Raw genomic sequence first — 21,973 nt, forward strand, 5'->3', positions numbered from 1 at the left:
TGCCCGGTGGGTCCGGGAGGACCCGTTGCCGGGGGAGGGGGTCGGGGCCAGATCAGCCCAAGGCCGAGCCGTCAAGCGAAAAGGGGCAGAAATCGACGCTTTTTCGCGGCTTCGACCTCATTTCGCGGTCAGGATGGCCTCCCGGAGGGCATTGGCCAGCTCGGCCTGCCCATGGGCCTTGGCGATGTTCTCGCCGATGGTGAAGAACGGGAAAATGACGCGGTATTGCGGGGCGCCATCGGAGTACAGGAACACGGGCTTAACGCCATCGCCGAACGCGGATTTCTTGCGCTCCCACACACCCGATTCATCACCCACCGTGCCGGCAAAGTAGCGCTCGGCATTGCCCTTGCGCTTGCTGCGCTTGCTGCCCGAGGCGTTGGCCTGATGGCCGCGCGTGGATTCAGCAGCGCCCAAGCCCGACAGGATGCGAGTCATCACACCCCGCGAGACGTTACCGTACTGGTTCAACAAGCCAGCGTTAGGCACCGCGTATTGCCCGGCCTTCATGAGGCCATGTGCGATCAGCGACAGCTCGAAACGCTTATGCGGTCGCGGCCCGCCCTGGACAACTTGCTGCAGGTACTTGTCAGCAGGAATGCCGGTGGTCCATGCATCCTTGAACCACACCTGCGCCGGACGCGACTTGGTGGCCGCCTTGGCGAACAGGCTGCGCATGGTGGTCGGCGTCGGCCGATCCAGGCGCTTGCCCATGACCTCGGCAATCCCCGGCTTGATGCGCTTAGTGGCGAGCCGCGTCTGCGCGAGCGCCAAGGCAAAAGGGATCTGCTTTCGCTGAATGTCCGAGATTTCGCGGGCCAGGGCCACGCTGTCGATATCCAGTTTCAGGTCAAGCATGGCGCCCCCTGATCAGACGATGGCAAAAACAAGCATGCCCATAACGCCTACTAGAGAACCCAGCGCCAAGCCAGCCAAGAATGGCCAGCGAGGCGAAGGGTTGCGCTTACTCTTGAACTTGAACGCTTTCGCTTTGATTGAGCGCATAGCAGGCGGGGGTGGCGGAGCAAGGTGCGACGGCATGGGGCGCGGCGGCTCGCCCAGCAAATTGGCTGCACCCACCTCGCCGCCCGGAATAGCGTCAAGGTGCGCAGCAAACTCAACATCAGGCCCGCCGGCAACTACCTCGCCACTTTGCAGCAAGCGAAGCTCGCCGCCGACCAGGCGAAGCCCCGAGGCTTTCAGGAGGATTGGCGCCGGACGCCCTTTCAGAATTACAACGTACTTTGCATCACTCATGAACTCACCTCGTTACGCGTAACAGCGTTTTCCAGCTGGGCGGTCGCACGACGCAGGGCGATCATTCCCCGCTCGACCGCGTGTTGATCCACATCGGCCATGCGGCCCATGGCTTTGGCCAGTCGCTCGGCATCCCCCTTCAAGCGGCTGATTCCGTGCATCACTTCGCCACCCAAGTAGCTAAGCATCCGTGGTCGGTCCGATACGCTCATTGCACCCCCTCGTTATGCGTAACGGCGACCGAGCAGGCCGCCGTTTCTCGACATTCGAAATGGCCCTGCAGCGAGAACGCCAACAGGGTCAGCAGCAACAGCAACACCGGCCGGGGCATCACGCCTCGGCCCGCTTCTCGGCCCACTTGCGGCCGAGTTGACGCACTTGCTCGATACCCAGCAGGGCCACAAAGCCAGCGGTCGCAAATGACCAACCGTCCGAGAGGCCGAGCTTTTTGCAGGTAATCCCCACCAGGAACACCATGGCGCCGCTCAATGTGGCTTCCAGTAGCTGGCGTTTCAGGCTTGTTTCTTTGCCATCCCAGCGAATGCGCAGCCAGGTCAGGCCGCCACCCAGGCAGGCAGCCAGGCCATGCTCTCGCAGCAGGTTCAGGAGGTCGGCCAGGAAGGCCGGGTCTTTATCGGGGGTCATGTCGTCCATCTCGAAACCTCCCGCGCTGGGAGAAAGGCATAAAAAAACCCCCGACCTGTGAGGGTCGAGGGTTCGCTGGGGGCGCTTCATGGCAGTGGCTGCATCCGCAAGAACACCACCATGGACAAAAGATTACGGAAAAAGCTCAGCGCTGTAAACAGCCATTCTGAAAAAAACAGTAATCCTGTTAACTGCAGGCAAAGTCAATCCCCCTGCCCTCACAGCTCCATGGCCCTCTCAAGTTGTGCCAATGCGCACGGCATTTCATCCCGCCAAACCCCGCCGCAGCCCCGTGGCAGAGGCTTTCGGCAGTTTTCGCAGATACGCCCAGCCACCGCACCGAGCTGCTGCTGCAGCAATTCATGATCTCGGCGAACCAGCGTGTTGATGTATTCGGTTGTTGTATACGGCACGCACTTGGAGCCCCGTGTTTCGCGGCCTGCAGCCAGCATGGCGGCCTCAGAGGCGGCCATTCTGACCTCAAATGTCACAACGCCGGCGGCCGAGTCCCTTTCCCTTTGCTCCCGCTTGCGCCGCGCCTCATCGCTTTCTTGCTCGCTGTGACCCGTCACAGGCCAGTTAATCGGCACCTCTACCCGATCCGTCGCCACATCGATGCCGCCAACCACTGTCGCCTGTTTCATATCTGGATGCTCTTATGTAATTAATCCTGAATACCCGCCTCAGCGCAGCCAGCCCGCTGGATCCACGGAAACCCGCCTAGCCGGCTGTCTCACCACCGTCTCACCCTGCAGCAGGTCAAAACCTTGCGAATCGAGCCAGCCGTGCCACAGCTCCAGGGCATCGCGTTTAATCTCTTCGCCTCGGCTTTGGAAGTAGGTCGCCTCCAGATCGGTCAGCTTGTGGTTGAGCAGCAGCTTGACCACCAGCGAATCGACCTTGAGTTTTGCCCAACATTCACGGGCCAGCTTGCGCAGGTCGTGACTGGTCCACTCGCCCGCACCCAGGCGCTCAAAGACAGCGAACGCATGAGTACGCGCTAGCGGGCGGCCGGGCTGGGTCAATGAGGGGAATAAAAAGGCGCCGTTATAGCCTTGAGCCAACTGGGCGTTACGGTAACGCGTCAGAAAAGCCACCATTGCAGGCGTCAGCGGCACCACATGATCGCGCTTAGATTTTGTATCGGCGGCCGGCACAAACCACTCGCCCGCGCCTAGGTTGACGTTCTTCCAGCGAGCCAGGCGAGTTTCGCTGATCCGCGCACCATGGCCCAACATCATCACCGCAAAGGCCACATCCACCGGCGCCGCTGCGAAAAGACCGTTCCAGGACTCCAGCAGCCCCACCACATCGACGTGCCGCAAGCGCGCGCCCTTTGGTCGGATCTGGACGCGCGTCGACTTACTGAAACTCGCATGCTCAAGCGGGTTTGTGGCGATCTGTTGCAGGTCCAAGGCGAGGCCGAATAGCTGTTTCAGTTCTCCGAACACAGAGCGCACATATGATGGCCTGTGCTTTTCCAGCATCGGCCACACCAGGCAACGGTCGAGAACTGAAGGCGTCAATTCATACAGCTGCAGACCTGCCAGCCTAGGCTGTAAGTGCACCCGCACCATGGATAACTTGGAAGACTTACGGCTTTTGGAGAGCGTGGCATCGACCAACAGGCGGTTGTAGTACCAGGTCAGAACCTGATCAGCGCTGCTGCAGCTACCTATAGTTACAGATGCAGCGGGATCAGCCAGCAGGCGCGCATGCACCGCAGGCAGATGCTCAAGGAAGGCTTTGGCCGAAACATCAGGCCAGTTCGCCGCCTTGCGCCATTTGACCTGCCCACCGGCGAAGCGCAGCACAAACCAACTGCCAGCGCCTCGATTTTTACGATATCGAAACCGCACCGGGTGTCGTGGGTCATTCAACTGGTACACGTTGAGGTCGGCCGCATGCTTCTTAATAGCCGCCTCGGAAAGGGCAAGGTTAAGGGTCCGTTTGGGCATATCTCAGGCCTCGGCACCGCCCAAGCCCAAGCACCGGCCGGCGCCACTTTTCCAAGGTGAAGGGAGCCCACGACTAACTAGCCGGGGCTTGATTCATTAGTGATTCAATGACGACCAGGGCGAATGCCTGGGCGGTGCTACTGCAGCTGGTGCACCTACTCAGGCCGGGGCAACGCGGCCGACCATAGGCGTTCAGCGGTATAGGTGACTGGCTTAGCGAACAACAGGCAATGCAGGTTGCCCGCCTCCCAACCACCTGCGAAGCGATAGCCAGCCAGGTCGCCGCCCTCTCGCATGCGGTCAGTGTCCACAAAGGACAGCCTGTGCGGCAGCCGCCCTGGGCGCGCCTCGGCCAGCAACTCAAAGCCCAAGGCACGGCCAAGCCGGCCAATAGGCGCACCGGAAAAGCCTGAGAACAGTGGATGAACAGCCATCATCGCTTTAGGCACTCCTCGATTTCGTCCAGCGCCTTTGTAAGCCGGCGCTTGTAGGTAGCCCAGCTGATACCCAGCGCATGGGCTTTCTCAAACTGGCCAATGCTGCGAGGGTCGTAACCCTTAATGCCTCTCCGGCAACAGACCAGCCACCAGCCCGCATCGAACTCCAGGCGCAACACATCCGCACGCAAGGGATCAGGTCCGGCCGCCATAGCCAGCACCCGCGCCTCGATCAGGCTTTCACGGCTATCAGGGGGCTCTGTGGAACCGCTGCAGTCGCCATAGAACATTTCCCCCTTGTTGTCTATCAGCTTGGCCAGCATCGTGCGACCAGCGCTAACCGGCTGGCCGTCCACGCACCACTCGGCCCAACCCTCAAGGATCGGGCGCAAAAGCTTATGCTCAAGCCTGGCCATGACTCACCCTTACAACCCTAGCCAGCCTTGGCCAGCATCAACTCAGAAAGTGCTTCAAGCGGGGCAAGAAGGTGGCCCGCGCCGTGGTCACCATCAATCACAACAGGGTCGCCGTTACGGATAACGACTTCGGCAGACGGACGGCTATACAGGTGCCAAACCACGCCACCCAGGTCGCGCACCAGGCGCGCCTCGGGCTCGGTCAGGCAGTGAGCAATCACGGTGCCCTTGACTTGGCTGCGCAAAGAGGCGCCTTGCATGGCTTTGCGCAGCAGGGCAACCCGTCGATACGCGGAACGGGAGTTAGGCGCGGGCTGGGAATAGACCTGCAAACCAGCTTTGCCCGACCCGATCAGGCGCGCAGCTATAGCCTCACGTTCGCGCGGGCTGCCGCCCGAAAGTGCAATCAACAACGCTTCCTCCTTGGCGCGCTCAACTGGCGGCGCGGATCTTTTCTTGACGCATAGTTTTAATGTGTTGGTGTAAGGCGAGCGGGTGCGGAGCCTCGCGGGCAGTGGTCGCCCGGATAGCAGCAGCCTCAACCTCGTCAACTGTGACGTTTGAGACGCACCAGTGGCGGAAAATGCGCCGGGTGTCGGGATCGTTGCGCAGGTACGGCGGGCAGTTGAGGTCGGCGGCAAACCACTCGGCCCACTGCTCGTCAGTTTCAAAAAGGGTTCGGGCCGGGCGCGACTCGCAGGCAGCTGGCGAGGCCAGCAAAGTCGCCAGCTCGCCCGCCAGGCTCAGGCGCAAGCGGCCAGCGTCTTTACCCTGATCCAGAACGCGCGCGTGGTCGCAGTAGGCTAAAAATTCCAGCGCGGTAGGCTGATCACACTGCAGAGCGCCCAGCAAATCACCCCAAGCCACCACTGCGGTAGCGCGTTTAGCATTCGCCTCGGCGCGAGTCGTCACCAGCTCGACCAGTTTTATCAGTCGCCCAAGGCCGACCAAGCCGAAGCGCTGCTCCACCTTGCGACCGACGACGGCTTGAGCCAATTGCAGCATGGGTAACGTCATGGCCGAATCTTCAACTTGACGCGCGCGGTGCCTTCCTCCAGCGCCCGAACGAACGGGTTATAGATGCCGTTGAAGTCCACCCGCCCGCCCGATTTCTTGATGATATTGAGCGCCGCAGCAAAGGAAGGCGTGTTCTCGAACCGACGCCACGAATCGACAGTTCGCCGCTTTTCACCCAGCAGCTCAGCGGCCACCTTGGAAGGGGAAACAGGCGACAAGCTATCAATCCAGGCGTTCAGCTCCACACACCAATTCCGTTTTTAACAGTAATTCTGGATATCTTGTCCGCGACCCTCCGTAAAGGCAAGCGCTTTTTAGTGTTTCTTACAGTTAGAATGTATAAACTTGAGAAGCACAGCCAGATAAAGGGACCCCAATGTTTGATCCTCGCCGCAAAATATCCGCACGCCTGGCGGACTGCCGCATACGGAAAGACTGGACCTACAGGGAAACCGCTCAACAGCTGAGCGCGGTTACTGGCGAGAAGGTCGGCACATCCCGCTACGGAAACTGGGAGCAGGGCATTAACGTGCCACCGCATGAGATGCTGATTGCTCTCGGCAAGATATTCGACGCGCCGCCGGCGTACCTCGGCGGCCTAAGCGATGATGACGGATCGGCGCCCGAAACCAGCGGCTATGTAGTGCCACCACTCTCGACCGTTCCTTCAACGTCGGGCGCCGTCGACCTAGGCGACCCATCGCTGGCCTTCCATCGAGACTTTCTTGAAGCGAACAACCTGGACCGCCAGAAAATCCTGCTAATCACCGCCCCGGACGACAGCATGGAGCCCCGCATTAAAAAGAGCGACTTGGCCTTGATTGATCTAGGTGAGACCACGGTTAGCAATGACGATATGTTCGCCATCATGGTGGGAGCGCGACCGCGCTTGCGCTGGATTCGGCAGGACCTCGACGGCAACTATGTGATCCAGGCCGAAAGACGGGAGTATTACCCCGACGAAACGATTTCAAATGAAAAGCTCAAGGCGCTTCACATCCTCGGCCGCGTTCGGATGATTGCTCAGCTACGCTGAGCAAAATAGCGCCCCGAAAGGGGCTTTTCTACGCCCTCAAACTACAGTTAAACTGTTGTTAACAGAAATAATGATCGCACCAAAACGAGGCAGCTACTTGGCGTCAGAAAACTAAGGCCTGCCATTCATCCTGGGTTGTAATTGCGTTTTGCCATCATGGCTCGGCGTCTTTATAGTGGTCGCCGCGACGTGATTTGTCACAGGGAGCCTTTTCAGGCCGCACAATTCTCAGCCTGAGCGCACCTTTTTGGGGCAAATTACACGCCGCATTTACAGTCTTAATGTAATTTACAGCTTGCAAGGTAGTAAGTGAAATGAATACAGGATTGCCGACCACCCAGCTTAATGCGCTTGCGATTACCCCTGATGGGACGATCGTTCTTTTCACGGAAGAAACCCGAACCCAGCTTTACACGCACGCCATGCGCAAAGCTGCTCAAGCACAAGGAATCGATGCAATGGCGGCTCGCGCAATCGACAGCGGCGAATATGACCTGCACGCAGACATGATCCAGATGGCGGCCGCAGAGCTGGCGGAAAACCTCAAGAACTTTGCCGAAATCATCGGACAAATGAGAATCCAGCCCGTCGCCTGAATCGCCGCCGCTCAAGGAAGACTGCAATGCAAGCTGAAATGGAAATCCGAGGCGAGGACGTACTGGGACTGCCCGGTCAGGCACTTACCCCCAAGGAGCTGCGCATACTGGTTGGCTTGGCCGACGGGGAGACGCCAAGCGCGATTAGCCAGGCTGTAGGCATCGACAGCCATGGCATGCGCTACTTTGAGGCCAGCATTAAGCGCAAGCTTGGAGCTAAATCCAGTCCGCACATGATCGCCAGGGGCTTTACCCTTGGCGTCCTAGTCCCGAGAGCCCTTAGCTTGGTACTGGCCTTCCTATGCGCCAGTGAGCATATGGATGACGCCAACCGCAACAGCGTTCGCCGATCCGGCCGCGCCAATCCCGAGTCGCGCCTAGCACGATCCACCAACGGGCGCAGTGCCAGCGGATCGCGCGGAAACTCAGAAATTGCCCTCGCTATCGCATGCCCTGGCTTTACCGAGGTGGCTCAAGCCGCATAACGGGGTTGCACAAATGAATAAAAAGGGATACTAAAAGGGTGCTTTTTGGATATCCAAACAGCGCCCTTTTAGTATCCCTTTAATATCTATTTCTGCCCTTCTGTTTCCTGCTCAAGTTGCTGCAGGCGCATAGAGGCGGCACCGGCTATCAGCAGATACAACCGCTCAACCGTGGCGGCATCGCGCGCCTTGGCCAGCTCCAGGCCCTCCACCACACCCTCGGCGCGCTCCTGGGCGAGCAGGCAATTGACCGGCGTGTCGGCGTTCTCGATCCTGGCCAGCAGTTTGCGGAACTGGTCGGCCCAGCCGCCCGGTAGCACCAAGCCGGGCAGCAGATCGCCGGTGTTACGGTAACGCTCACTCATGCGTTAAACCTCCTTGTGACAGGTCACGACCACGATTCAACAGTAAACGCCGGAATACCCACCGCCTCAGTGAAGCGCTGCAGGGTGTCGAGACTGGCCCAGGTGCGCGGATTCTCACGCTTGGAGCGGACCGGTATCCACTTGGTGCCACGGCGCACCAACAGCACCCAGCGTTGCCGCTCCTCGGTGCTGTCCTCGGCGCGCTGCGCCAGGAACTCGCGCGCCGCTTGCGTCTCGACCAGCAGTGCCAGCTCGTTTTCATAGTACGCCGAACGCGCCAAACCTAACCCCTTTGCCTCGAAACCCGCCCGACCTGGGCAAAGTCGACATGATGGCCGCGCTTTTGCGTGCCGTCACGCATGATCACCCGATTGTCGCCGTTACGCGTAACGCGGACGACCTCCCGACCTTCGCAGGCCACGGTGAACTGCTCACGGCGCAGCAGCAGCACCGTGCGCTCTTGCGCCGGCGTCATGCCCGACGCTCCAGGCGAATCTCGCTCATACCACTAGGTGCAGGCTTGACCAGGTACTGCTCGGTACCGCGCGTGGTGACGGCTAGGCCATCGAGCACCGCAGGCACATGGCGGCGCTGCAGGCGCACCACCTCACCCCGCGCTAGCATCTGCCGAATCTGGTCAAGGCTGGCAGTCTTGGGCTGGTTCATCGCGGCGCCTCCTCCAGCTCGCGAAAGCGCTGCAGCAGGGCCTCCTCCCAGCGATCCCGCCCAGCCCGATAGCGGTTTACGTCAATGCCGCCAGCCTGCAGGGCCTTCATCAGCCCCACGATGGCCGCACCGAACAACTCTTTGGCCTCGGCCTGAGTGGTCGCCCTAGCCAGCTGCTCCTGCTCGCTGGGCGCCTTGACCTGCAGCTGGGTCGTACCGTGGTAGAGGCTGCTCATTCGTCGCCCTCGTCTTCCTCACGGAACACCACCGCCTCGCTGCCGGCGTTCAGCGCTTCCTCGGCCGCGTCATCGAACAGCAGGTGCACGGGTGTAGCGCCCTGCTCGTTCTCGCGCTGCAGCTGGTCGGCGATTTCCTGCACGAACAGCGCGCGGTTGGTGACGATGGCCAGCGACTGACCTTGGCCGTCAACCGGCCACTGATCGCTCATGCTGACGGCGTGCAACAGGGTGTCGGTGGTGATCCGTATCACCAGCTCGTCGCCCTCGACCGCCACATTCGGCAGCACCAGGACAGGCTCGCCCTGCTGGACAGTGCGCACACGCTGGGCAGTGTTGGCAATGATGCGCTGCAAGTGCTCGGCCTCCGCCCAGTTGATCACCTTCGCATAGCGCAAGGCATCGGCAGCACCATGGGCGCGATTCTCGTTAGTGTCACGCAGGGCGCCCTCGGTGTTTCTGATGACGCGCACCTGCATTTCAAAGAAATCGCTCAGGTGATCGGGCAGGTTGAGAGAACGAATGGCCAGGTGTTCGTCGGCCCACTCGTTGACGGTCTTAGGCAGGGTGTCGGACATGGGGAAACTCCTTTTAAGGGTGACGGGGCGGGTGCTGGTGGCCACTGGACAGGGGCTTGTCGAAGGCATCCAGGTCGGTGCGGATGCTCTCCCACTGCAGCACGCAATAGCGCCCCAGGTTGAGCTTGTAGTGGGTGGTGCACTGGGCGTAGCCGTGGTGCCGGTCCTCGATCCACAGATTGATCAGCGGGCGGCCGAGGCCGCCCTTGAACAGGCGCTGCAGCAGGGTGCGGCGCGGGGCGTCCTGGCTCATGCCGCCACCCTGGCCGCCATGGCCTCGGGCAGCACGCGGCGAAACTCCACCACCCACACCCACGGATTGCCCGCCCAGTCGCCGCCGGTGGACTCCCACAACTCCCGGAACGCCGCCGGGTACCAGTCGCGGTAGTTGGGCGACACGTCGTCGCTGGCCAGCTCAGGGGGGCACACCAGGCCTTCGGCGCGAATGTCCGCCCGGCTGATGACCTGCAGGCGCTCGACCCGCACAGCGACGATTTCCAGCTCAAGGCGGCAAGCGGCGCGCGGCATGTGAATGCTCGGCTTCCACTTCAAACCCATATCCTTGCGCGCCTCGTCCGCATACGAGCCCGGCGGGCACTCGGCGGCGTAGGCGTAGCGCTGCAGCGGGCCGCTGGGGTCGGGCCGATGCTCCACCCCCGTGCCTAACAGGTCCATGAACGTCTCGCGCACCCACAGGCGGTCACCGACCTGGCCATACGGGCACTGGAAATCCCAGCCGTGGCTGGGCATGCCGTTGAGGTGGCCATGCTTCGGCCGCCAGTACCAATCGACCGTGGCCGGGCCGTGCGGGCACTCGCGCCGGGCAATCGCGTCGGTCACCGGCACATCCGGCTGATGCTTGATCGCCCGGCGGGTGACGGTCTTGTTGCCTGCCAGAATGGCCCGCACCATCGCGCCATTGAACAGGATTGGCCGCTCTTTCATGTTATCCCCCTCACTCAACACACAGCAGCAGGCACGGGGCCTTGGTCGAGCGCAGCAGGTCGATTAGCCGGCCCTCGTCGTTGCCGTCCTCGTCGCGAATGCCTTTGGCCAGGGTGGCGTCCTCGACCGGCTGCACATCGTCCAGGTCGTAGCAGCCAGGGCCGGCGATGCCCTCGGCCAATTGCAGGGCCTGCTCGGCACTGACCGCCGCGAAAATCTCCATGTCGCCCACCCACCAGGCGCGCAACGCCTGCTCCATCTGCATCACCCGCCACCAGGTCTGGCTATTGACCCGGTACACGCCGGGACGCCAGAGGGGGTACAGCGCCCATTCTTCTTCCAGCTCGCGCAGCAGGGTTTTGGCCAGCTGCGGGCCGATCTTGAAACGGCGCATCAGCGCGCCGGCGCCGATCACGCGATGGGCGGCCACAAAGCGTTTGACGGGGGCGCGCAGGTCGACCAGGTGGGCATGGGTCATGCGGTGAAACTCCTTTTCGGCGGTAGGGTGGTGCTGCTCTATAACCACTTTCCATAAAAGTGGACGCCCATTTTATAGCAAAGTGGGAAGGCCGGGCACAAAAAAAGGCCCCCACCTCATTAGGAAAGGTGGGGGCCGATTTAACATATCTTCAAATTAGGCGCAGCGGTGCCACTGCCGGGCCATCAGCCCTTGAATTCTTCCTCGGTCATATGACCCAGGTAGCTCACGGCCAGCAACACAGCGCCGGACGATTTGCAGATGCTATTACGCACGCGCTCAATCGCCGCCTGGGTCACCTGTTGCTGCTGCAGCCCCAGCGTGGCGGCTACGGTGCGCGACTCCACACCGACGGTTTCGGAGAAAGAAAACAGGTAGTAATGGTGCTTCATGGGGCACAGCTCCTTGGGTTAAGTGCAGGCCGATTGTAAGCGCTTTTTCGGGCTTTGACGCCGTGTCACGGGTTTCGCAACAATTCGGCGCGACTCAGTCAGCGGCCGGCGCCGCCGTCAGCATCCAGGCCAACGGCAATGCGCTGGGTGCAATCCTCCATCCACTCACCGCCCTCGCTGCCAAATTGGCCATAACGCGGGTCGCCCAGGTCCTCGGTGCGCACCAACAGCACGGCACCATCGAATACTCGCAGGGCCAAGCCGGCCTTGGCGGCGTCCTTAAAGGCACGGTCCAGCCGCTTGACGATGCGCTGCTGATCGGCGGTGAAGTGGGGCATGGGCGGGGTTCCTTTCCTTTGGGGCGGGTTCGTTACGGTAACGCCGGGCCATCAGCCAGCTGCAGCGCCGCGCCGTGCTCGCGCATGGTGGCCAGCACCTTGGCCAGCTCGTCATCGCTCAGCGTCAGCATGGCCGCCATGTAGAAGTGCATGTGCATGCCCATGACACGCGGCGTGCTGCCGCCGGTGTACTTGCGCCACTGCTGCCCTTGGGCCAGCCCGCACAGCTCGGCCATCGCCTGGCTGGTGGTGTTGAGGTCGTCTTTCAGGCGCGCAAGGTCCTGCGCCGTCGGCGGCGTGTATTGGCTGATGATTTTCATGGGGGCTCGGATGCAGAAGGCCCCGCAGAAGCGGGGCCGGGGGATCAGGCGAGGTATTTGATCAGCAGGGTGGTGATGGTGGCCACCGCAGTGATCAGGCCAGTGGAGATGGCCACCGGGTACCAGAAGGTTTCGCGGGTCATCTTGCCGGCTTCCGCGTTCAACTTTCGGGTTTCGGCCATCAGCTTGACGATCTCGATATGGGTTTTTTCGAGGTCGGCTTCTGGCTGGGTGTATGGGGTCATTTGCTCATCCTTTCGGGTCGTGGGCCGCGCCGTCTGCGCTTCCCGTGAGACGTATTATGTTCCCTTTAGGAACGCAATGCAAGGCCTATCTTGATTATAGCGGGGACGCTACCCGTAACGTTCGAGTAGGCGACCGACTGCCGCCTAAGCCTAGTTAGTCATGGTGCTGGTTCTTTCCTTTGGTCAATTTGCGTGCGTTACGGGTCACGCGGCGCGGCTCGGGCTCGACGGTGCATTCCGCGTGGATATGGTTCAGGCCCGTATCCACGCGCAGGTCCAGGCAACCACCCTGCCACCACACGTCACTGCCCTGCAGGCGCACCGCGCGGTCGCGCAGCCAGCGATAGCGCGCAGCATCGCGGCGCAGCGCGGCCAGCTCGTCGGCGGTTTCCGGCACTTCGGCGCCGGGGCGGTGATCGATCATCGCAGGGCATTCCTTTCTGCAGCAGCGTTTTGTTTTGTTTTAGTTTTGTTACGCGTAACGCGGACCGGCTCGGGCTGGGCAGGCCCTGCGGCCAGCGCCTGGCGACCTTCGGCAGCAGCTGCCTGCAATGCTGACTTAGACCACCTTGGATCATCGCCCCAGCGGGTGAAAGGGTCCGGCTGCGGCTCAACCTGATTCAGCTGCAGCAGGCTCAGGCGCTTCCACAGGCTTTCACAGGCCACATCCTTCCACAACACCGACTTGTTTTTTTCGTGATGCTCAGTGAGCGCGCTTTTCAGCAGCTCCAGTTCTTGGTCATTCAGCTGCGCCAGGTCCAACGCGCCCGCCGGCGGTGCAGCGACAGGCGCAGGAAGCGGGTGCATCTTCATCACTGGCCCGCCCAGTTCCTCGGCCAGCGCCTGCAGCTCGCGCACCACGCCCAACAGATTCTCGATTTCCGCCTGTTTGCCGTCGCGCTGCCGCCGGTAGTGCTCGCCCCACGCCTCGGTTTCGGCCAGCTCACGCTTGAGGGCCTGCTCTCGCTCATAAGAGCAGCGGCGCGACTCGGCCAGGGCAGCACGCAACTGCTCGCCCTCCGCTTTCTCCGCCTCGTACCAGCGGCGCAGGTCGTCGCGTTCGTCGGCAACGGACTGCCCTGCGGACTGACGCTCCATGTGCTCCGGGGCGCTCTCGCTGCGGTAGTCGCGCAGTGGGGTTTTGTTCCAATGCCATCGACCTACCGCAAGGGCCTGATCCTCTAAACCGGCCTCCATCAGATGCCCCTGCAGCGTGTTCACGGCGCAGGCCAATTCAGCGTGCTGGTTGTTGCGCAAGCGCAGCACGCCCAAGGCGGCAGCCGCTCGGGCAAAGTCACTGCTATAACCTTCCCAGTGCGGCTGCAGGTCAGTGTCGCCAACCTCCAGCAGACTAAAATCATCAAGTTCCTGACCCTGCGGCCCATCGGGCACCACCCGGCCCAGCAACGCCGCCACATCACCGCTGGCCCGCTCAGGTGAAAAGCTGACGCGCCCGAACAAGCGCAGCGCCTTGCCCAACAATTCGCGCTCGGCCGGCGTTACGTGTAACGGCTTTACGCCAGATTCCTTGCGCAACTGCCGCAGCTTCTTCTGACGCTCGGCCGGCGTCATCGCGCGCGGCGATAGGGTCAGTTCGAAGGTGGCATGGTCGAGGTGGTCAATCACTTCAAATCTCCCGTGGGCCTTACTTGGCGCCGACGCCTAAGACAAACCCAATATACCAAAAGGGATACCCTTTGCATATCCTTTTGATACCTTATTAATACCTAAACAGCACTATTTAAACCCAAAAAAACCCGCTCGGCATACCGGGCGGGTTATTGGGAATGAGGCCTGAATACTAAAGGCCAGCGTCTAAAAGGCGCCTCAACGCCAGCCGCACTAGGGCAGGTCGAGATAACCCGTTACGCTCGCGGTATGCGTCAACCTCAGCCATGAAGTCGGGTTCGAGACCAACCGAGAACATTTCACGCTTGCCGCGCATGCTTCGCTTTTGTCCGCTATCTGGCGCCGCAGCTGCGGCCTTCGCGGCCACCAGCTCCGACTGGGGGTCGGCGCTCGCCGGTTTTTTTGCGCGTTCGATCAGAGTGGCCATGGGTACTTTACCAGTATTAAATGGATATTCTTTTGATACCAAAAGGGTACTTAATTAGTATTAAAACAGCGCATTTAGCAGCGAGTCAATTTCTTTGACCGCTTTAGGATCTCGGGGCTTCATTTCCCGCACCGACAATCCGCGCGCAGAAGCAGAAGCAACGGCCTTGCGCTCGACAATGTTGATATCCAGCAGCTGCAGTTGATCAAAGGAGGCGATGGCGCGCCGCGCGGCCAGGTTGTCGGCCGAAAGTTTGCTGGCCTCAGCCATGTTCAGGTAGGCATAGATCGGCAGGGGGTTGTCGCCACGCGATGCCTGAATCTCGTCAATCAGTGGTACTAGTTCATCTTCCAGGGCATCAAGCTCGAAATCACCCGGCGCAATCGGCACTAGCATCACATCGGCAATCATCATCGCATGACGCAAGGCCGAGCTGTCGCGGCCGCCCGCATCAATTATGACGTCGTCGTACTTCTCCAGTTGCCGCAACACTTGGGTTCGCAGTTGCACACCATCTGGATAGCTTGCGCAGGTAATCCCAGGCAATACGCCAGCCGCGTCACGCCGCGCAATAGCTTTGGACGACGATGACTGACGGTCGCCGTTAACCAACAGCACATCCTTGCTTTGGCAGGCCCGGCCGGTGGCCACCTGTACAGCACTGGTGGTCTTGCCGATCCCGCCCTTGGTGTTACCTATCAGGATTACCGCCATATCCGTGCATCCTTATGATATCTAATGGATACCGAAAGGATACCCTTTTAATACTACAAGTCAACTATAACGATACCCCTTTTCAATTGTCGCGCTTCAAAAGGTGAGCAACGCTGCAGGTGCAGGCCAACAAAGAGCTAGACCCACCCCCCTCACTGGTTACCCGGAGCGCGTATGCGCGACCTACCAGGCCGTAGGCCGGCGCGTGAAGGAGTGAAGGGCCGTAGCGCTGTTGTAGCGTCGGAATTGGGTCATATCGGCCCGCAGCGACTGGAAGGCGCCATACAGGAGGAATGAGTCTCCAGCCTCCCTGATGGGGCCTTGTAGGAGGTATGCGGCTGTATAGGCGGCGCGTGCGCTCTTGTAAACGGCTTCTCGGCGTAGCCGAGGCATAGTTGCTGCCGGTACGGCAGCGATTCTAGAAAGCGATCTCGGCATAGCCGAGGCATTAACGGGCAGGCCCGTAGGGCTTGCCCAAGCTTTTAGGGATGCACCGGAAAAGAACATTCACTACTTAATTCCACTTTTAAACTACCTAATACGCGGGGGTTCTTCCCAGCTTTTTCGAGCTGTGGATAACTGCAAAAACGAGGGGGATTAGAGGGCTTTTCAGAGGGTTTTCAGAGGCGGGCGGGGTGCTTGAGGGGAGGAGGAAGGGCATGCGCTAAGAGCGCCCACGACAAGGCGCCCGAGGCTTCGGGAGGGGCAATAAGGGGGGGTCACATTCGGAGTTGTTGCAGTTTGAACTCTTCGGCCGTCAGGCCTCCGTATTCAATGAATAGCTGGCCAAGTCGTGGGCCTGGGTGTCGCCCCTCGGCCTCAATGATGTGCTTGGTGAACTCCTCCACATACTTCGTGTAGGCCTTCACCTCGCCATCAATGGAGTGCAGCGGCATGGGTGACGTCGCATCATGCCCCCCCGGCGTCAAATTCTTGCGTCGGTTTGAGGCTGCGGGCTTGGCATCCAAACTGTTGTTCAAGCGCTCACGCTCTTGCACGGTCTGAATGTTGTACTTGGGCGCACGTCCAAGGAATTTAAGCACCCGCTCATAGGCCGCTTTGCGGGCCTTAGCCATGGTCTTCACCGGGTACTGCGACAGCAGCATAAGGAAACTTTCGTCCATGGTCTTAATGGCCGCCCGCCCGCGCTTGGTGCCGTCTTCCTTTTCCTCGTACTGCTCAAATATTTTCAAACCTGCAGCCGCCTTGAGCCAGCCCAGGGCGCGCCACCAGCGGGAATTGGCTACTTGGCGGGGGTTAGCTGGATCTTCGGGGTGCCGCTCCAGGCAGGTGAGCCCCACACGGGCCGCCAACTCGTCACAGGTGTAGTTGCGGAACGTGCCGTCAGGCTTGTAGTACCCCACTCGCAGGGATGCCAGATCGATAGCCGACAGCACGGCATGCAGTACCAGCACCACGGCTTCGCGGTTCTCGCTGCGCACCTGGCGATAACTGCCGTCCTTGTTGAGCTTGTTCTTGTGATAGCCCAGGCGCGACATAACATCAGGGTCAGTAAAGAACTCTGCAGAGCGCTTGATAGCTTTCTTGAGGACGGACGGCAGATGGCCGCCCTTGACCTTGGGTAAGGCCAGACGGTCGGTGGCGAACTGCTCCGGGTTGTGCCCGCAGCGGTTACCGGTGCCCAGGTTAGCGCCTGGGTATGCGTACGGTCTACGCCCCCACATAGGCGCGACCTGCCCAATCTCGGGCAGACAGTCAGTCATTTAGCCTCAGTCCTTCAAAGCAATGGGCTTGCTTAGAAGGTGGTCGGCGGCTAAACTCTGACCTTGCTGCGGTCGCCGAGCGTTTAGCTTAGCCGATCACCAAAAAGCCTGGGGCGCCAACCCCGGGCTTTTTCTTTTTCTAAACCCTTGTTTTTCCTACCTTCGATCCCTGGCCTGCAGGGACGAACGCCAAAGAGGATAGCAAAGGCGTCCGGCTTTTAACATCTAAACTGTTTAAAATTTTCCATCCAGCTCGACGGATGGCCGAAACCGGCCATGCACCGCGATGTCGGATAGTAGCCCTACCTGCCCCCTTTCGGGGAAAAGATTTCGTCCTTGTTACAAGCTACCCACCCCCGGATATGGCCCGCGCATAGGCTTGGCAGGCCTGCAGCGCCTTCAATCCGTCGTCACCGTCGCCGGTGATGCCGAGAATTCGTTGAGCATGCGCTGGGTCAAGTTGGACTCGCGCGGGGCCATAAACCACGCGTCCGGCGCCGGCGGCGGCTGGCACCCCACAGTCACCACCGATGGTGACGGCGGCGTTGTCGATAAGGACTGACAGCCGGACATTAGCAGTAGCGAGCTGGCCAGCAAGGCGTTTGCGGTCGTCTTGAGCATTCTTCAATTCCTGATAGTGAGTTGTACTGTCAGCCTGCAGGCGCTGCTCCAAGGCGCTGCGCTCGGCCTGGACGGCCTGCAGCTTTCCCAGGGCTACCGTGCTGGCACGGTCGCGCTCCAGGGCATGCGCCCCGCGCACCTCGGCCAGCTGCTTGCCGTAGTCGTTTGCCTGCCACAGCCAGGCGCAGCGGCCACCGACCGCCAGGCCCAGCAGCAGCGCCAATACCGCCAGGCGCCAGTCCAGGCCAGTCATACGCCCAGCACCTTGCACGCGCGCTCCCACAGCGCCACGCGGTCGTCCTGGCCGTTAAGGCCGCCATTGATCCGGCGGGTGATGGTCTCGAAGGCGCCTCGATCCGCCAGGGTGTTGAGGCCCTTCTGCTGCCAGTACCAGGCGGCCGAGGCGGCCGCGTGTTGCGGCAACTCCAGCAGCTCGGGGTGATTGACCAGGTCGAGGCCCAACGCCTCGCCACAGCGCAGGTAATTGTCTAGGCCGGTGATCTGGATCAGGCCCCGGCCCCGGTACTTCTGGCCGTCGCCGTCGGCCTCCGGTGTATTGCCCAGCCGCGCCGCGAGCTTGCCCGTGTCGTACTTGGCCAGGTAGCTGTCGCTGCCCAGCTCGCGCACAAAGCGCAGTTGGCCAGACTCATGCCCGACCTGGGCGATAAACGCCGCCTGCCGCGCCGGCGTGACGATTCCAAACTTACCCATGGCGGCATTGAGGACGGGTGCAAAAACGCCGGCTTTCGGGCCGGCGTTCGGGAGAATCTGCTGCAGTTGCTGTATGGATAGTGCCATTGCTTGCTCCAGTGCTGGCCGCGCGCGGCCGTAGGGTTACAGCTGCTCAACCTTGAGCGGCTTGTTGTCTTTCTGTTTCTTGCCCGAGGCCTTGGCTTTGCCCTTCTTGCCGCCGTTGCATTCCACCGCGGTGGTCCAACCGTTGGCGGTAAACACCTGCTCGACGCTGTCCACCAGGTACTCGCCATCGAGCCCGACCTTGAAGCCCTGGGCGCTGATTGAGCATTCGGCAAACAGGTCAGTCCGCCCGGCCATTTCCAGGCGCACGCCGGCGGTGCTGCGATTGAACGCGGCCAGCCGGGCCTTGGCGGCCTGCTCGGCGGCGGTCTTGTTGGGGTAGATATGGCGGTCGGTATGCACCGGGGGCAGGCCATCGGGCGACTCGCCGTTGTCCAGTTCGACCACCCTCAAGGCGCCGGTTTTCTGGTCTTGGTGCTGGGTTTTCACCGCCTTTTGGGTGCTGCGGTCACCGAGACGGAACTGATAGCGGGCAACGTCCGTCTTGTTGATGGTGACCACCTGCAGCGACTTGCCGGACGTGCTTTTCCCGCCCTGCCGGGGCATGACCAGCAGACTGCCCTCGGCCACCTTGGCGGTGCTGTCGTACTGCCGGGCCAGTCGCGTGATGAAGTTAAAGTCGGACTCGTTGCGCTGGTCGACGCGCTCGACCTTCGTTGTCACCGGGCACACCGGCTCCCAGCCGTTGCGCTTGGCCACCTCGGTGACGATCTGCGACAGCGGCACATTCTCCCAACTGCCGCTGCGCACGGTCTTGCCACTGCCGCGCATGTCGCTGGCCTTGCCGCGAATGGTCATTTCGTCCGGCGGCCCGCTCAGCTGCACCTCGTCGATCGTATAGGCACCCATGCGCTTGAGGGGCTGGCCCTCATAGCCCAGCAGGACCTCCACGCGGCCGCCGCGCGCGGGCAGCGCAACAGCTTGGGCGCGGTCGTCAATGCGCAGCTCGAATTCGTCCGACTCCATGCCGGGTTTGTCCGAGATGCGCAGCAGCAACAGGCGGTCATTGATCAGCGCGGTAATGTCGTTGCCATCCGCAATGATGCGATAGGTGGGTTTCATGCTTGCTCCAGGAACGAAAAACCCCGCACAGGGCGGGGTTCGTTACGCGTAACGCCGGGCGAGCGCCGGCGCAGAAATGAAAAACCCCGCAAGGCGGGGCTTTGTGTTGCTAGTTGCTTATCGGCACCAGAGACAAGGCGTCAGGCTCCACCTTGATGACGCTGCCACAGGTCGGACAAGCAAATACATCGTCCCGCTTAGGGTCAATGGGCAGGCACTTGGTACAGGCCGGGCAGTCGCCCTCAACCATCACCGGGCGCGGACCAAAGGTTTTCCAAAGCATCAGGCCAAAGATACCGACGGCCATGGCCCAGCCTATGATCGGGATGAAGCACAGCCCCACCGCAACCACAGTCCCAAACAGCAGCCAGTTTGACCGCCGGTTAATCTCGCTCCACCAGCCAGGCTTGTAGCGTCTCAGCTCAGTTGAATTAGCCATCGTTCCCTCAGCTCCATGCAAGTGAGCGCGATGGTATCGGCCGCGACCAAACAGGGCAACTTGCCATCATGCGAACAGCTGCAGCAGCTCCACCGCCGGCGCCGACAAGTCGGGCAGGAGGATCAGCAGGCCGGCGCGGTACGGCTGCGCCTCCCTGGCCAGATCCGGGTTGGCCTCCAGCACGGCCTCGACCGTGCCGTTGAGGCTGCCGTAATGGTGCTGGCAGATCACATCGAGCAAGTCGCCGTCAGACGTTCTGCAGGTCGTTGCCATAGCTCACAAACTCCAGGGTAAAACCTTGTTTTCGGGGGATGCCGCCGGACAGCAGGTGGCTTTGTTCCTCGTCCACGCTCACCAGGCACCAGTCGCCCAGCACCTCGCCGTAACCGGTGACCAGCTTCAACGCCTGCAGGTTGCGGCCGATGCTTCGCAGTACGCCCAGCTGCTTAATGCCGCCCTTGTGGTGAGGGAAGATCGCGCCCTTGAGCGTGATCTTTTCCTCACCCAGCCCGACGGCCTGCTGCGCCACACTACGGCGCAGGCGCTCTTGGCCGGCCCAGCGGTATGTCGCCTGCCGGCGCAGCTCGTCAAAGGCCGCCGTATCCAGATTGAAGTAATACGGCTGCTTTTTCGGGTCATGCGGCTGGATGATCAGCAGGTGCGGGAACGGCGCGACCGCCTGGGGCAGTGGCGTGGCCGAGCCCAATAGCCCGCCCGTGGGCAGGACATTGGACAGCGACGGGCTTACCAGCCCCGCCACCCGTCCGGCCTCGGCCGTGACCTTGGCCGCCATCGTCTTGAACGTGCCCAAGCGTTCCTGCACCTGCGCGGCACCGGTGACGGCTCGGCTATACATCGACGCCACTTGCCCCACCTGGGACTGCGCCACGTTGATACTGCGCACAATCCGCCCCAGCTTGGCCCCGGCCTCGCCGCCCACAAACGGTATGTTTTCCAGCTCCGACGCGGCGCCGGTGATGCTGCCAATGGCGCCATTGAGCGGTGACAGCATGCCGTCCACGCCCTTGCGCCCAGCCTCCCCAGCTGAAACCAGCCCGGACAGGGATGATTCCAGCTGCTCCATGTAGGCCATAGGCCCTCCTTAAACGTGTGGTTGGTCGTACAGCTGGACCGAAGCCATGCGCGACTCTGCTTCGCGCTTCCAGGCCTCAAACAGGCGGCGTAGGGGTGCCTCGATTTCGCGCACCACTTGTTCGGGCTCTTTTACCTCTCCATACACGTCGACCTTGATCGACGGTGAAAACGTAAAAGTCTGGTCCACCTTTGGTGCCGGTGGCTTGACCGGGGCAGCCTTTTCCGGCTTGGCCGGCTCGGGTAGCCGAGGTGCCGGCGCCTTCGCCTTGGCCACCAGGTCGCGCACCACGTCGCCCAGTCCATCCGGCCGGGGTGCCGGCTGGGGGACTGCTTGAGCGGGTACGCCCTGGACGGCCTTGGGCTCAGGGGCAACCAGCACCAGAGGCGCCACCGGCGCCGCATTGGTCACCGGATCGCGTGGCGCCGGCATGACCATGGGCTTGACCAGCACCGGAACCGGCGGACTGGCTTTGGCCTGGCCACGCAAGGCATCGCCCACAGCAGGCACCGCCGACGGCGCCAGTGGTGCGGCGACCGGATCCCGGTTGTCGACCACCACAGGCGCTGCCGGCGTCACCTTGGGCGCAGCAACGCGTACTGCAGGCGCTGCTGCAGGCGGCACCACCACCGGCGCGGACGCCGGCGGAACAGGCTTGACCTGATCGCGCACCGCATCGCCCAGGGCAGGCACCGGCGCCGCCGGCGGTACGGCGACCGGATCCCGGTTGTCGACCACCACAGGCGCTGCCGGCGCCGCCTCGGGCGCGGCAACGCGCACTGCAGGCGCTGCTGCAGGCGGTACCACCACCGGCGCGGACGCCGGCGGAACAGGCTTGGCCTGATCGCGCACCGCATCGCCCAGGGCAGGCACCGGCGCTGCCGGCGGTACGGCGACCGGATCCCGGTTGTCGACCACCACAGGCGCTGCCGGCGCCGCCTCGGGCGCGGCAACGCGCACTGCAGGCGCTGCTGCAGGCGGTACCACCACCGGCGCGGACGCCGGCGGAACAGGCTTGGCCTGATCGCGCACCGCATC

Annotated in this window: 38 protein-coding genes and 1 pseudogene; 3 read left to right on the plus strand and 36 right to left on the minus strand. The window is 61.7% G+C overall.

What is annotated here, in order from left to right; translation table 11 throughout:
- Positions 1-117: 117 nt before the first annotated feature.
- From QYE47_RS23165 to QYE47_RS23215, 11 genes are all read right to left on the minus strand, one after another.
- Positions 118-858: a hypothetical protein gene (locus QYE47_RS23165; protein ID WP_301159154.1), complete on the minus strand. Its 741-nt coding sequence runs from the start codon at positions 856-858 to the stop codon at positions 118-120.
- A 12-nt stretch (positions 859-870) separates the two neighbouring features.
- The gene (locus QYE47_RS23170; protein ID WP_301159155.1) at positions 871-1,257 is read right to left on the minus strand and encodes a hypothetical protein; all 387 of its coding nucleotides are present in this window, start codon (positions 1,255-1,257) and stop codon (positions 871-873) included.
- Positions 1,254-1,469 (minus strand): hypothetical protein, encoded by a 216-nt coding sequence (locus QYE47_RS23175; protein ID WP_301159156.1) that lies wholly within the window; start codon positions 1,467-1,469, stop codon positions 1,254-1,256. Before QYE47_RS23175 ends, QYE47_RS23170 begins: the two co-directional genes overlap by 4 nt.
- A gap of 118 nt (positions 1,470-1,587) precedes the next feature.
- On the minus strand, positions 1,588-1,911 hold the full coding sequence (locus QYE47_RS23180) for a phage holin family protein (RefSeq protein WP_301159157.1): 324 nt from the start codon (positions 1,909-1,911) through the stop codon (positions 1,588-1,590).
- A 209-nt stretch (positions 1,912-2,120) separates the two neighbouring features.
- Complete coding sequence (locus QYE47_RS23185) at positions 2,121-2,546, minus strand: hypothetical protein (protein WP_301159158.1); 426 nt, start codon at positions 2,544-2,546, stop codon at positions 2,121-2,123.
- Between the two features lie 39 nt (positions 2,547-2,585).
- Positions 2,586-3,860: a site-specific integrase gene (locus QYE47_RS23190; protein ID WP_301159159.1), complete on the minus strand. Its 1,275-nt coding sequence runs from the start codon at positions 3,858-3,860 to the stop codon at positions 2,586-2,588.
- A gap of 155 nt (positions 3,861-4,015) precedes the next feature.
- The gene (locus QYE47_RS23195; RefSeq protein ID WP_301159160.1) at positions 4,016-4,297 is read right to left on the minus strand and encodes a hypothetical protein; all 282 of its coding nucleotides are present in this window, start codon (positions 4,295-4,297) and stop codon (positions 4,016-4,018) included.
- Positions 4,294-4,713 carry a hypothetical protein gene (locus QYE47_RS23200; protein ID WP_301159162.1) on the minus strand — a complete coding sequence of 140 codons (420 nt, stop codon included), beginning with the start codon at positions 4,711-4,713 and terminating at the stop codon, positions 4,294-4,296. Before QYE47_RS23200 ends, QYE47_RS23195 begins: the two co-directional genes overlap by 4 nt.
- Positions 4,714-4,730: 17 nt before the next feature.
- Positions 4,731-5,126, minus strand: a complete 396-nt coding sequence (locus QYE47_RS23205) for a hypothetical protein (protein ID WP_301159164.1) — start codon at positions 5,124-5,126, stop codon at positions 4,731-4,733.
- 19 nt (positions 5,127-5,145) lie between these two features.
- Entirely contained in the window at positions 5,146-5,730 is a 585-nt protein-coding gene (locus QYE47_RS23210) for a hypothetical protein (protein WP_301159165.1), read from the minus strand.
- Positions 5,727-5,975 (minus strand): hypothetical protein, encoded by a 249-nt coding sequence (locus tag QYE47_RS23215; RefSeq protein WP_301159167.1) that lies wholly within the window; start codon positions 5,973-5,975, stop codon positions 5,727-5,729. Before QYE47_RS23215 ends, QYE47_RS23210 begins: the two co-directional genes overlap by 4 nt.
- Positions 5,976-6,106: 131 nt before the next feature.
- Here QYE47_RS23215 and QYE47_RS23220 point away from each other — a divergent pair, with 131 nt between their 5' ends.
- The 3 genes from QYE47_RS23220 (at position 6,107) to QYE47_RS23230 (ending at position 7,847) form a co-directional block, all read left to right on the plus strand.
- Positions 6,107-6,766, plus strand: a complete 660-nt coding sequence (locus QYE47_RS23220) for a S24 family peptidase (protein ID WP_301159169.1) — start codon at positions 6,107-6,109, stop codon at positions 6,764-6,766.
- Positions 6,767-7,080: 314 nt separating this feature from the next.
- A complete protein-coding gene (locus tag QYE47_RS23225; protein ID WP_301159171.1) occupies positions 7,081-7,362 on the plus strand; it encodes a hypothetical protein in 282 nt (93 codons plus the stop codon).
- A gap of 26 nt (positions 7,363-7,388) precedes the next feature.
- The gene (locus tag QYE47_RS23230) at positions 7,389-7,847 is read left to right on the plus strand and encodes a LuxR C-terminal-related transcriptional regulator (protein ID WP_301159173.1); all 459 of its coding nucleotides are present in this window, start codon (positions 7,389-7,391) and stop codon (positions 7,845-7,847) included.
- 86 nt (positions 7,848-7,933) lie between these two features.
- Here QYE47_RS23230 and QYE47_RS23235 read toward each other — a convergent pair whose 3' ends face one another.
- The 25 genes and pseudogenes from QYE47_RS23235 to QYE47_RS23355 form a co-directional block, all read right to left on the minus strand.
- Entirely contained in the window at positions 7,934-8,212 is a 279-nt protein-coding gene (locus tag QYE47_RS23235) for a hypothetical protein (protein WP_301159175.1), read from the minus strand.
- 23 nt (positions 8,213-8,235) lie between these two features.
- Complete coding sequence (locus QYE47_RS23240; protein WP_301159177.1) at positions 8,236-8,493, minus strand: transcriptional regulator; 258 nt, start codon at positions 8,491-8,493, stop codon at positions 8,236-8,238.
- Positions 8,494-8,495: 2 nt separating this feature from the next.
- A complete protein-coding gene (locus QYE47_RS23245; RefSeq protein WP_301159179.1) occupies positions 8,496-8,687 on the minus strand; it encodes a hypothetical protein in 192 nt (63 codons plus the stop codon).
- Positions 8,684-8,878: a hypothetical protein gene (locus QYE47_RS23250; protein ID WP_301159181.1), complete on the minus strand. Its 195-nt coding sequence runs from the start codon at positions 8,876-8,878 to the stop codon at positions 8,684-8,686. Before QYE47_RS23250 ends, QYE47_RS23245 begins: the two co-directional genes overlap by 4 nt.
- Positions 8,875-9,114, minus strand: a complete 240-nt coding sequence (locus QYE47_RS23255; RefSeq protein ID WP_301159183.1) for a hypothetical protein — start codon at positions 9,112-9,114, stop codon at positions 8,875-8,877. Before QYE47_RS23255 ends, QYE47_RS23250 begins: the two co-directional genes overlap by 4 nt.
- A complete protein-coding gene (locus QYE47_RS23260; RefSeq protein ID WP_301159185.1) occupies positions 9,111-9,692 on the minus strand; it encodes a hypothetical protein in 582 nt (193 codons plus the stop codon). The genes QYE47_RS23255 and QYE47_RS23260 overlap by 4 nt, the downstream gene beginning before the upstream one ends.
- Positions 9,693-9,705: 13 nt before the next feature.
- Positions 9,706-9,945: a hypothetical protein gene (locus QYE47_RS23265; protein WP_301159187.1), complete on the minus strand. Its 240-nt coding sequence runs from the start codon at positions 9,943-9,945 to the stop codon at positions 9,706-9,708.
- Positions 9,942-10,637, minus strand: coding sequence for a hypothetical protein (locus tag QYE47_RS23270; RefSeq protein WP_301159189.1), 696 nt, complete (start codon positions 10,635-10,637; stop codon positions 9,942-9,944). Before QYE47_RS23270 ends, QYE47_RS23265 begins: the two co-directional genes overlap by 4 nt.
- A 10-nt stretch (positions 10,638-10,647) precedes the next feature.
- On the minus strand, positions 10,648-11,115 hold the full coding sequence (locus QYE47_RS23275; RefSeq protein ID WP_301159191.1) for a hypothetical protein: 468 nt from the start codon (positions 11,113-11,115) through the stop codon (positions 10,648-10,650).
- Positions 11,116-11,300: 185 nt separating this feature from the next.
- Positions 11,301-11,507, minus strand: a complete 207-nt coding sequence (locus QYE47_RS23280; RefSeq protein ID WP_301159193.1) for a hypothetical protein — start codon at positions 11,505-11,507, stop codon at positions 11,301-11,303.
- A 98-nt stretch (positions 11,508-11,605) separates the two neighbouring features.
- Positions 11,606-11,845: a hypothetical protein gene (locus QYE47_RS23285; protein ID WP_301159195.1), complete on the minus strand. Its 240-nt coding sequence runs from the start codon at positions 11,843-11,845 to the stop codon at positions 11,606-11,608.
- 32 nt (positions 11,846-11,877) lie between these two features.
- Positions 11,878-12,165, minus strand: coding sequence for an XRE family transcriptional regulator (locus QYE47_RS23290; protein WP_301159197.1), 288 nt, complete (start codon positions 12,163-12,165; stop codon positions 11,878-11,880).
- Positions 12,166-12,209: 44 nt separating this feature from the next.
- Positions 12,210-12,410, minus strand: a complete 201-nt coding sequence (locus tag QYE47_RS23295) for a hypothetical protein (protein WP_301159199.1) — start codon at positions 12,408-12,410, stop codon at positions 12,210-12,212.
- Positions 12,411-12,564: 154 nt separating this feature from the next.
- Positions 12,565-12,834: a hypothetical protein gene (locus QYE47_RS23300; protein ID WP_301159201.1), complete on the minus strand. Its 270-nt coding sequence runs from the start codon at positions 12,832-12,834 to the stop codon at positions 12,565-12,567.
- Positions 12,831-14,036: a hypothetical protein gene (locus tag QYE47_RS23305; protein WP_301159203.1), complete on the minus strand. Its 1,206-nt coding sequence runs from the start codon at positions 14,034-14,036 to the stop codon at positions 12,831-12,833. Before QYE47_RS23305 ends, QYE47_RS23300 begins: the two co-directional genes overlap by 4 nt.
- 175 nt (positions 14,037-14,211) lie before the next feature.
- Positions 14,212-14,466 (minus strand): ribbon-helix-helix protein, CopG family, encoded by a 255-nt coding sequence (locus tag QYE47_RS23310; RefSeq protein ID WP_210669002.1) that lies wholly within the window; start codon positions 14,464-14,466, stop codon positions 14,212-14,214.
- 60 nt (positions 14,467-14,526) lie between these two features.
- Positions 14,527-15,180 (minus strand): AAA family ATPase, encoded by a 654-nt coding sequence (locus tag QYE47_RS23315; RefSeq protein WP_210669001.1) that lies wholly within the window; start codon positions 15,178-15,180, stop codon positions 14,527-14,529.
- A gap of 719 nt (positions 15,181-15,899) precedes the next feature.
- Positions 15,900-16,904, minus strand: a complete 1,005-nt coding sequence (locus tag QYE47_RS23320; protein WP_301159209.1) for a hypothetical protein — start codon at positions 16,902-16,904, stop codon at positions 15,900-15,902.
- Positions 16,905-17,250: 346 nt separating this feature from the next.
- Complete coding sequence (locus tag QYE47_RS23325; RefSeq protein WP_301159211.1) at positions 17,251-17,778, minus strand: lysis system i-spanin subunit Rz; 528 nt, start codon at positions 17,776-17,778, stop codon at positions 17,251-17,253.
- Positions 17,775-18,323: a glycoside hydrolase family 19 protein gene (locus QYE47_RS23330; protein WP_301159213.1), complete on the minus strand. Its 549-nt coding sequence runs from the start codon at positions 18,321-18,323 to the stop codon at positions 17,775-17,777. Before QYE47_RS23330 ends, QYE47_RS23325 begins: the two co-directional genes overlap by 4 nt.
- A gap of 36 nt (positions 18,324-18,359) precedes the next feature.
- Positions 18,360-19,403, minus strand: coding sequence for a phage late control D family protein (locus QYE47_RS23335; protein ID WP_301159215.1), 1,044 nt, complete (start codon positions 19,401-19,403; stop codon positions 18,360-18,362).
- A gap of 109 nt (positions 19,404-19,512) precedes the next feature.
- On the minus strand, positions 19,513-19,842 hold the full coding sequence (locus tag QYE47_RS23340) for a hypothetical protein (RefSeq protein ID WP_301159217.1): 330 nt from the start codon (positions 19,840-19,842) through the stop codon (positions 19,513-19,515).
- A gap of 66 nt (positions 19,843-19,908) precedes the next feature.
- Positions 19,909-20,115, minus strand: coding sequence for a tail protein X (locus QYE47_RS23345; RefSeq protein WP_301159219.1), 207 nt, complete (start codon positions 20,113-20,115; stop codon positions 19,909-19,911).
- Positions 20,090-20,935 carry a phage tail protein gene (locus QYE47_RS23350; RefSeq protein WP_301159221.1) on the minus strand — a complete coding sequence of 282 codons (846 nt, stop codon included), beginning with the start codon at positions 20,933-20,935 and terminating at the stop codon, positions 20,090-20,092. The genes QYE47_RS23345 and QYE47_RS23350 overlap by 26 nt, the downstream gene beginning before the upstream one ends.
- 9 nt (positions 20,936-20,944) lie before the next feature.
- Positions 20,945-21,973: pseudogene (locus QYE47_RS23355) on the minus strand (hypothetical protein); the annotation flags it as partial.

The organism is Pseudomonas sp. 2,4-D, from assembly GCF_030418155.1.
Classification (GTDB): domain Bacteria; phylum Pseudomonadota; class Gammaproteobacteria; order Pseudomonadales; family Pseudomonadaceae; genus Aquipseudomonas; species Aquipseudomonas alloputida.

Excerpts from the sequence above, each read along its gene's own strand:
- QYE47_RS23165 (WP_301159154.1), bottom strand. The coding sequence starts at position 858 with ATGCTTGACCTGAAACTGGATATCGACAGCGTGGCCCTGGCCCGCGAA.
- QYE47_RS23170 (WP_301159155.1), bottom strand. The coding sequence starts at position 1,257 with ATGAGTGATGCAAAGTACGTTGTAATTCTGAAAGGGCGTCCGGCGCCA.
- QYE47_RS23175 (WP_301159156.1), bottom strand. The coding sequence starts at position 1,469 with ATGAGCGTATCGGACCGACCACGGATGCTTAGCTACTTGGGTGGCGAA.
- QYE47_RS23180 (WP_301159157.1), bottom strand. The coding sequence starts at position 1,911 with ATGGACGACATGACCCCCGATAAAGACCCGGCCTTCCTGGCCGACCTC.
- QYE47_RS23185 (WP_301159158.1), bottom strand. The coding sequence starts at position 2,546 with ATGAAACAGGCGACAGTGGTTGGCGGCATCGATGTGGCGACGGATCGG.
- QYE47_RS23190 (WP_301159159.1), bottom strand. The coding sequence starts at position 3,860 with ATGCCCAAACGGACCCTTAACCTTGCCCTTTCCGAGGCGGCTATTAAG.
- QYE47_RS23195 (WP_301159160.1), bottom strand. The coding sequence starts at position 4,297 with ATGATGGCTGTTCATCCACTGTTCTCAGGCTTTTCCGGTGCGCCTATT.
- QYE47_RS23200 (WP_301159162.1), bottom strand. The coding sequence starts at position 4,713 with ATGGCCAGGCTTGAGCATAAGCTTTTGCGCCCGATCCTTGAGGGTTGG.
- QYE47_RS23210 (WP_301159165.1), bottom strand. The coding sequence starts at position 5,730 with ATGACGTTACCCATGCTGCAATTGGCTCAAGCCGTCGTCGGTCGCAAG.
- QYE47_RS23220 (WP_301159169.1), top strand. The coding sequence starts at position 6,107 with ATGTTTGATCCTCGCCGCAAAATATCCGCACGCCTGGCGGACTGCCGC.
- QYE47_RS23225 (WP_301159171.1), top strand. The coding sequence starts at position 7,081 with ATGAATACAGGATTGCCGACCACCCAGCTTAATGCGCTTGCGATTACC.
- QYE47_RS23230 (WP_301159173.1), top strand. The coding sequence starts at position 7,389 with ATGCAAGCTGAAATGGAAATCCGAGGCGAGGACGTACTGGGACTGCCC.
- QYE47_RS23235 (WP_301159175.1), bottom strand. The coding sequence starts at position 8,212 with ATGAGTGAGCGTTACCGTAACACCGGCGATCTGCTGCCCGGCTTGGTG.
- QYE47_RS23245 (WP_301159179.1), bottom strand. The coding sequence starts at position 8,687 with ATGACGCCGGCGCAAGAGCGCACGGTGCTGCTGCTGCGCCGTGAGCAG.
- QYE47_RS23250 (WP_301159181.1), bottom strand. The coding sequence starts at position 8,878 with ATGAACCAGCCCAAGACTGCCAGCCTTGACCAGATTCGGCAGATGCTA.
- QYE47_RS23255 (WP_301159183.1), bottom strand. The coding sequence starts at position 9,114 with ATGAGCAGCCTCTACCACGGTACGACCCAGCTGCAGGTCAAGGCGCCC.
- QYE47_RS23260 (WP_301159185.1), bottom strand. The coding sequence starts at position 9,692 with ATGTCCGACACCCTGCCTAAGACCGTCAACGAGTGGGCCGACGAACAC.
- QYE47_RS23265 (WP_301159187.1), bottom strand. The coding sequence starts at position 9,945 with ATGAGCCAGGACGCCCCGCGCCGCACCCTGCTGCAGCGCCTGTTCAAG.
- QYE47_RS23270 (WP_301159189.1), bottom strand. The coding sequence starts at position 10,637 with ATGAAAGAGCGGCCAATCCTGTTCAATGGCGCGATGGTGCGGGCCATT.
- QYE47_RS23275 (WP_301159191.1), bottom strand. The coding sequence starts at position 11,115 with ATGACCCATGCCCACCTGGTCGACCTGCGCGCCCCCGTCAAACGCTTT.
- QYE47_RS23280 (WP_301159193.1), bottom strand. The coding sequence starts at position 11,507 with ATGAAGCACCATTACTACCTGTTTTCTTTCTCCGAAACCGTCGGTGTG.
- QYE47_RS23285 (WP_301159195.1), bottom strand. The coding sequence starts at position 11,845 with ATGCCCCACTTCACCGCCGATCAGCAGCGCATCGTCAAGCGGCTGGAC.
- QYE47_RS23290 (WP_301159197.1), bottom strand. The coding sequence starts at position 12,165 with ATGAAAATCATCAGCCAATACACGCCGCCGACGGCGCAGGACCTTGCG.
- QYE47_RS23295 (WP_301159199.1), bottom strand. The coding sequence starts at position 12,410 with ATGACCCCATACACCCAGCCAGAAGCCGACCTCGAAAAAACCCATATC.
- QYE47_RS23300 (WP_301159201.1), bottom strand. The coding sequence starts at position 12,834 with ATGATCGATCACCGCCCCGGCGCCGAAGTGCCGGAAACCGCCGACGAG.
- QYE47_RS23310 (WP_210669002.1), bottom strand. The coding sequence starts at position 14,466 with ATGGCCACTCTGATCGAACGCGCAAAAAAACCGGCGAGCGCCGACCCC.
- QYE47_RS23315 (WP_210669001.1), bottom strand. The coding sequence starts at position 15,180 with ATGGCGGTAATCCTGATAGGTAACACCAAGGGCGGGATCGGCAAGACC.
- QYE47_RS23320 (WP_301159209.1), bottom strand. The coding sequence starts at position 16,904 with ATGACTGACTGTCTGCCCGAGATTGGGCAGGTCGCGCCTATGTGGGGG.
- QYE47_RS23325 (WP_301159211.1), bottom strand. The coding sequence starts at position 17,778 with ATGACTGGCCTGGACTGGCGCCTGGCGGTATTGGCGCTGCTGCTGGGC.
- QYE47_RS23330 (WP_301159213.1), bottom strand. The coding sequence starts at position 18,323 with ATGGCACTATCCATACAGCAACTGCAGCAGATTCTCCCGAACGCCGGC.
- QYE47_RS23335 (WP_301159215.1), bottom strand. The coding sequence starts at position 19,403 with ATGAAACCCACCTATCGCATCATTGCGGATGGCAACGACATTACCGCG.
- QYE47_RS23340 (WP_301159217.1), bottom strand. The coding sequence starts at position 19,842 with ATGGCTAATTCAACTGAGCTGAGACGCTACAAGCCTGGCTGGTGGAGC.
- QYE47_RS23345 (WP_301159219.1), bottom strand. The coding sequence starts at position 20,115 with ATGGCAACGACCTGCAGAACGTCTGACGGCGACTTGCTCGATGTGATC.
- QYE47_RS23350 (WP_301159221.1), bottom strand. The coding sequence starts at position 20,935 with ATGGCCTACATGGAGCAGCTGGAATCATCCCTGTCCGGGCTGGTTTCA.